4 protein-coding genes and 1 tRNA gene are annotated in these 5,771 nt (G+C 69.4%); 3 read left to right on the forward strand and 2 right to left on the reverse strand.

What is annotated here, in order from left to right; all coding sequences use genetic code 11:
• Positions 1 to 137 precede the first annotated feature (137 nt).
• The 3 genes from ACIQOV_RS24155 (at position 138) to ACIQOV_RS24165 (ending at position 3,057) form a co-directional block, all read left to right on the forward strand.
• Positions 138 to 725, forward strand: a complete 588-nt coding sequence (locus tag ACIQOV_RS24155; protein ID WP_401051639.1) for a hypothetical protein — start codon at positions 138 to 140, stop codon at positions 723 to 725.
• Between the two features lie 778 nt (positions 726 to 1,503).
• On the forward strand, positions 1,504 to 1,809 hold the full coding sequence (locus tag ACIQOV_RS24160) for a helix-turn-helix domain-containing protein (RefSeq protein WP_401051642.1): 306 nt from the start codon (positions 1,504 to 1,506) through the stop codon (positions 1,807 to 1,809).
• Positions 1,810 to 3,057 (forward strand): tyrosine-type recombinase/integrase, encoded by a 1,248-nt coding sequence (locus tag ACIQOV_RS24165; protein ID WP_401051645.1) that lies wholly within the window; start codon positions 1,810 to 1,812, stop codon positions 3,055 to 3,057.
• 831 nt (positions 3,058 to 3,888) lie between these two features.
• On the opposite strand, the gene ACIQOV_RS24170 is transcribed toward ACIQOV_RS24165, so the two are convergent.
• Both ACIQOV_RS24170 and ACIQOV_RS24175 read right to left on the reverse strand, forming a co-directional pair.
• On the reverse strand, positions 3,889 to 5,175 hold the full coding sequence (locus ACIQOV_RS24170) for a hypothetical protein (protein WP_401051647.1): 1,287 nt from the start codon (positions 5,173 to 5,175) through the stop codon (positions 3,889 to 3,891).
• 493 nt (positions 5,176 to 5,668) lie between these two features.
• Positions 5,669 to 5,742 (reverse strand) — tRNA-Pro (locus tag ACIQOV_RS24175).
• Positions 5,743 to 5,771 lie beyond the last annotated feature (29 nt).

A 5,771-nucleotide genomic window follows, 5' to 3' on the forward strand; every position in this document is an offset into this window, starting at 1 on the left:
CCCCTTGAAGCTCTGAACTGCGCAGATGCAACCCAGAGCAAAAGTCCCACCCCTATCCGAGATCAAATCGTTATCAAATTTCGCAACCCCCGACCTTGACGTTTGGTCACTCGAACATGTGCTCGAATAATGGAACCATGACGTCCACCGACCTCCCCGTCCCGGCCGTTATCTCGGCTCAGCAGAGCGACGCCGAGGTCGCACCCGGGGCCCTGATGACGCTGCCGGGGGCCAGTCGCGACCACAGGCGGTGGCGGCTGATCGAGATCCACCGAGAGGGACGCTGGCAGCCGGCCATGCTGACCGTCTGGCGCCGACCGCCGGGCAGCCCGCTGTGGGTCGTCCACGTGATGTGGAGCCCCGACCCCGACCGCGGGTGGGGCTGGTTCGTGTTTTCGGATGCGACTATCCACCCGGTGCCGGATCCCGGTGAAGCGGCGCCGGCGGGCGCACCATTCTTCGGTCGGTGGCGCGATGCCGTAGCGGTTCCGCGCGAACTCGCGCCGCCACCGGGCACAGCCCCGGGAGATCAGGAGCGTTGGCAACTGGCCTGGATCAGGATCGAGGGCGCGTGGCGGTCCGGGCTGGTGACTACCGTCCGTCGGCCGGCGCCGACGATGCCGTGGATCGCTCACTGCCGGTGGGGAGAGGACAAGCAGGTCGCCTGGCTGGTCCACGACGGGCAAGCGGTGCGGCCGGTCACTCCCGAGGGCGAGACGGGCTAAGGAGCTGGCCGGTACACGGGATCGCCTTGCTGCGCGGTTCCGAGGAATCGGCCACCCAACGCCTACGAAGGGTGAGTTCGCGAGCGTGATTGGCACCGCGTGGACGGTCGTGCACGTGGGTGGAAAGGGGCTCGGAAGGGGAAGTTCGGGGGCGCTATCCCCGCCCCATCCCCGCACCGGGGGACGAGTCAGGCATTTCCGGCACCCCCGCGCCGGGGCTTCAACCGGTGAGGCTTGGGCGGACATGGAAAAGGCCAGGTCAGAGAGTTCCTGACCTGGCCTCAGTCCGGTGGGGCATCAGGGGCTCGAACCCTGAACCTACGGATTAAAAGTCCGCAGCTCTTGAGTTAGCTCGGCGCGAAGTAGGGGGCTGACGACCCTGGACTCCTTACGTTCGTCACAGACCGTAGCTGCCGTCCCGCGTCTGCCGTCACTTTCAGGGTACTCCGGGCCATCACGCGGCAGTCGGGCCGCGACCCACCAGGCAAGAACGCCATTTACGGCCTGCATCGCGGCCGGCACCGAGGATCGCGCCCTCAGCCCGGGCTGACCTGCACGGACTCCCCGCTGCAGCAGGCCCTCGTCAGCGGTCGCAGACGTCAGGTCGCCTTCCACCCGGCATGCCCGCCCGATCTCGACGCGCTTCGAAGAACGCCCCGTGCGTACGGTCTGCCCCGTTCAGCACGCCAAACCCTGTTCCGCCCATCCAGGCGGACAGGTGAGTGTGGGCGTGCCAGGCCGAGCCCGAGCGGCTCCACCGCCCCATCAGAGGGAGACCATGCGCATTCGACCCCACGTTCCCGCCGCAAGCCGCCTTTCGGTTCCGCCCCCGACCCCCGCCGGCCCCGCGCACCAGGCCGATCCGGCAGCGGAGTTCGACCTCCTGCACAGCGGCTGGTACTCGACCGAGGAACTCGCCGCGCTGTTGAAGGTCGACCCCTCGACCCTGCGGCGCTGGCGCTCCGCCACTCCCCCGCAAGGCCCGCCCTTCATCCAGATCGCGCCCCGGCTCTACCTCTACAGCATCCCCGACACCCAGCTGTGGCTCGCCCAAAAGCGCACCGACCCATCCGAGGCAGCCTGAATGCCCGACCACACCCCGCTCATCCCCATGGGTGTCGACCTCACCGACGACATCGAGCACCGCCCCGACCGCAGCCCGCAGTTCCGCTACCGCGCCCGCGTGCGCTGGACCGAACCCAACGGCGGCGGCCGCAAGTCGGCTTCCTCCTCCGTCCCCACAGAGCCCGAAGCCGAGGCCTGGATCGCCCGCATGCAGCGGGCCGCAGCACGCGGCATCACCCCCAAGACCCTCGCCATGACCCTCGCCGAGTACGGCGACGAGAACTGGGACTTGGCGATGCGCGGCCTGGAGACCACCACCCTCGACCCCTACACCGCCGGCTGGAAGCTGCGCGTCACCCCGGTCCTCGGCCACATACCCGTCACCAGCATCACCAACGGCATCACCGACCGGGCCCTCCACTCCTGGATCGCCGACGGACTCAGCATCTCCTCCGTCAAGAACAGCCTCGCCCCGCTCGTGCGCATCATGGAGCAAGCCGTCCGCGACGGCCTCATCGACTTCAACCCCTCACGCATGAGCGGCTGGCAACGCCTCTACAAGAAAGCCGAGGACGAACTCGACGACCCCCGCTCCCTCGCCCTCGCCGACTGGGACGCCCTCGACGAGCTCGCCAACGCCCTGGTCGAGCGCTCCCACAACCACTACCGCGGCTGGGGCGACATCGTCCGCTTCGCCGCCTGCACCGCCGCCCGCATCGGCGAAGTCTCCGGCGTCCGCGTCAAGGACATCAACCGCTTCGACTGGACCTGGGACCTGTGCCGCCAGACCACCACCGGCCCCGGCGGCCTCATCGACAAAGGCACCAAGGGCAAACGGCGCCGCACCGTCCCCGTCATCGAAGAGATCCGCGACCTCGTGAACTGGCGCATGAACGTCGTCGGCAACGACCCCATGGCCCGCCTCTTCACCGGACCACGCGGCGGCCGCATCACCACCGCCATCCTGCGCGACGCCACCCACTGGGACGAAGTCGTCGTCAGCCTCGGCTACGAGTACCTACGCCGACACGACCTCCGGCACACCGGCCTCACCTGGCTCGCCGACGCCGGCGTCCCCATCCACGTCCTCCAGAAGATCGCCGGACACGGCCACATCACCACCACCCAGCGATACCTCCACCCGGACAAGAGCTCCATCGAGAAAGCCGGCCAGACCCTCAGCAGGCACCTGTCAGCCGACCGGCACACCTCATCGGCGGCGGCACCGGCAGAGGCGGCAGTGCGCCATCTGCGTCTCGTCCAGTAAGCGGCCTCAACGGGCATCCACCGGAGGTCCCCACTGCCCAGCCGCCCGCAGCAGCGGGCATGTCGTCATCAACCACCGTGCTGTAGAAGTGGCTTGTGACACACGATGAAGAAGATGCAGCACCCTGGGTCCGGCTGCTGCTCCGCGAACAGACCGCGCGCAACATCCACGGCAGCCTCCGAGCATCTGGAATCGCCGTGCCGCTGGAGGCCGTACGCGGCCTGTGTAACCGCCCGGTCGTGACCTATGGCGGAAGTCCTTCTCCGCTTCCGCACGAGTGAGTGCTCCATCTCCCCAGCGGCGGCGCCACGTTGTGCCCCCGCACCGGTTGATCATGCCCTACCCAGCCAGGGGCAGCGAATTCTCGGCGGCCTCAGCCGGGTAGTACTGCTGGCATATCACGCAGGCAGCGCGGCCCCGCCGGGGGCCGCGCTGTCGTGGACCAGGTGGCACGCCGCGATCCTCGCCGAGGCGTACCGCTTGAAGCAACAGGCGCGAGCTGCGCAGTCACAGGGCGGGGCCCACCAGGCGGCCGACCGAGCTGCCGCCCTGGCGGCTCAACCCCGTCCCAGGAAGCGAAAGGTGGACCCCTCCGCCGAACACGCCGGGCTCCTGGCCGCCGGCGAAAAAACACCTCCAACGCGAGGAGGCCGTACGCGCCAAGGAAGCCGCCCGGGTGGAGGTCGAGTTGGCCAAGCCCCAGACGGCTCGGCGCCGGGAGGAGGAAGCGAGGAAGCGCGCGGACGCCCAGACTGAGAGGGAAGCCCAACAACAAGCCCGACAAGCCGAGGCGGCCCGACTCAAAGCCCAGGTCGATCGCGCAGGCAACACCTACCCCAGGGCATCCTCTGCGATCCGGCCCCAGCTGGGACGCGGCTCGCCGACAGGGTGCACGAGCGTCAGCAGGCGACCCTCGAGGACCAGGTCCAGCCGGTGGCTCGCCCCTGCCTCAAGGCGGCGGCGCTGGGCCCGGAGGTCTACGGGGACGCGCTCGCCGAGTACGCCGACGAGCACCTCGTGGCGTGCGGGGCCGACGGCGTCCGCCCGGACCCAAGTCCCGCGCACCGGCACACCTTCGAGCTTGCCCAGCTGATCCTCTTCCCGGCCGAAGGCCCGGTCCATCGCCGCCTCGACCATCCGATGGGCACGGTCAGCCCGTGTCCCGCCCGCACTGGCCGCCATGCCGGGGAAGTCCGCCTCGAACTGCTCCAGGGGGGAGAGTTGGCCTTTCACACTCAGGACTATGTCCCGGCTGCTCGCGGTCGGCACCAAGTCATCGGCGACCGTCATACCCGGCGCGTCGGTGCCCGATTCGTCCACAAGGAAGGACTGGTCGAGACCGTCCTCCTGGCCCGCCTCGCTCCGCCGGCGGGGTTCGGGCCGCGGGACGCGGAATCGCCAGGGCTGCTGGCTGCCGGGCTTCTCGATCCATCCGGTCTTCAGGCCGGCGGTGGCCGGGGAGTCCTCCGGCAGGAAGATATCGACGTAGACGCCGCCCGTGCCGAGCCACACCCAGCTCATGAAGTAGTCGTGGTCGCCGTGCTCCGCGGACCACGTGGCGAGCTTCTCCAGGCGCTTTCGCTGGTCCGCGGTCCCCTTGACTGCCGGGAGCATCTGCTTGGCGTCCCGGCGCCGGCCGCGCGCCTCGCCGGCAAGAGGGCCGGCGGCGAGGTCGTAGAGCAGGTCCGGGCGGACGCCGGTGCTGGCGTAGGCGCCCACGAGCTTGTCGGGCAGGACGTCGAAGCTGCTGAGCCCGTCCGTGCCGGACTTCCAGTCGAACAGGGTCTCGCTGGCGGCGGTCATGACGCCGAGCCCGGTGCACTCGCTGACGAAGCGTCGGATGTGCCCGGAGCTGGAGTCGAGGGCACCGCAGTCGACCGCGAGTGGCCTCGTTCCGGTGTCCCCGCTCAGGTAGCTGAGGAGGAGGCTGATCTCGTGGTCGCGCACGCGCTGGTCGACGGTGCGGCGCAGGTCGCAGGCCAGGGCGTTGATGTTGACCAGCGCGGCCAGAGACACCGGGATCGGCCCCTGGCCGACCTCGACGGCCCGGACCGCCTCCGGCCCATTGGGTCCCTTCTCGACCGTGAAGCGCCAGACTCTGGCGTGCACCGTACTCATGGGCGAAGCCTACGGCCGACCTACGACAGCCGGGCCGCCCGCCGGTGCCACCCGCTTGTGGAGGGTGAACAACCGCGCAGGAGCGCACCGGTGAGGCCGGATTCGGCGGGCGGGCATGCACTCCGGAACGGGGAATGGCAGGCACCCGTTTCCTGGCACCGGGCCGGAGTTCCTCCGCGGCCCGGGAGGGAATCCGCCTCCCGCTCTCCCGTTCGGTGCTGTGCGGCGCGGAATCACCACGGGAATGCGGCGGGGAGGGTGTTCATGCGACTTTCCCGGCGGCCATTGTGACCGGGAAGAGGGCAGCTGGGCTTTCGGCCTGCCAGTCCCGGGAGCAGCTCCTCAGGGCCTACCCCGAAGGTGCTGGTCCCCAGCTGGTCCCCAGCAAGATCATTTATGGGCGTTCGCGAGCGGCTCGTTTCACTGACGTCGCGTCACGCAAAAGGCCGCCGACCTGGGCTTTCACCCGGCCAACGGCCTTCCGACATCACTGTCGGGACGACAGGATTTGAACCTGCGACCCCTTGACCCCCAGTCAAGTGCGCTACCAAGCTGCGCCACGTCCCGTGGTCTCGGCGCCTGCAGCGGGGCCTGGG

It is taken from the genome of Kitasatospora sp. NPDC091257 (assembly GCF_044757675.1).
In the GTDB taxonomy this organism is placed as follows: domain Bacteria; phylum Actinomycetota; class Actinomycetes; order Streptomycetales; family Streptomycetaceae; genus Kitasatospora; species Kitasatospora lactacystinica.

Bases quoted from the DNA above. Each gene is read 5' to 3' on its own strand.
- ACIQOV_RS24155 (WP_401051639.1), top strand. From the start codon at position 138: ATGACGTCCACCGACCTCCCCGTCCCGGCCGTTATCTCGGCTCAGCAG.
- ACIQOV_RS24160 (WP_401051642.1), top strand. From the start codon at position 1,504: ATGCGCATTCGACCCCACGTTCCCGCCGCAAGCCGCCTTTCGGTTCCG.
- ACIQOV_RS24165 (WP_401051645.1), top strand. From the start codon at position 1,810: ATGCCCGACCACACCCCGCTCATCCCCATGGGTGTCGACCTCACCGAC.
- ACIQOV_RS24170 (WP_401051647.1), bottom strand. From the start codon at position 5,175: ATGAGTACGGTGCACGCCAGAGTCTGGCGCTTCACGGTCGAGAAGGGA.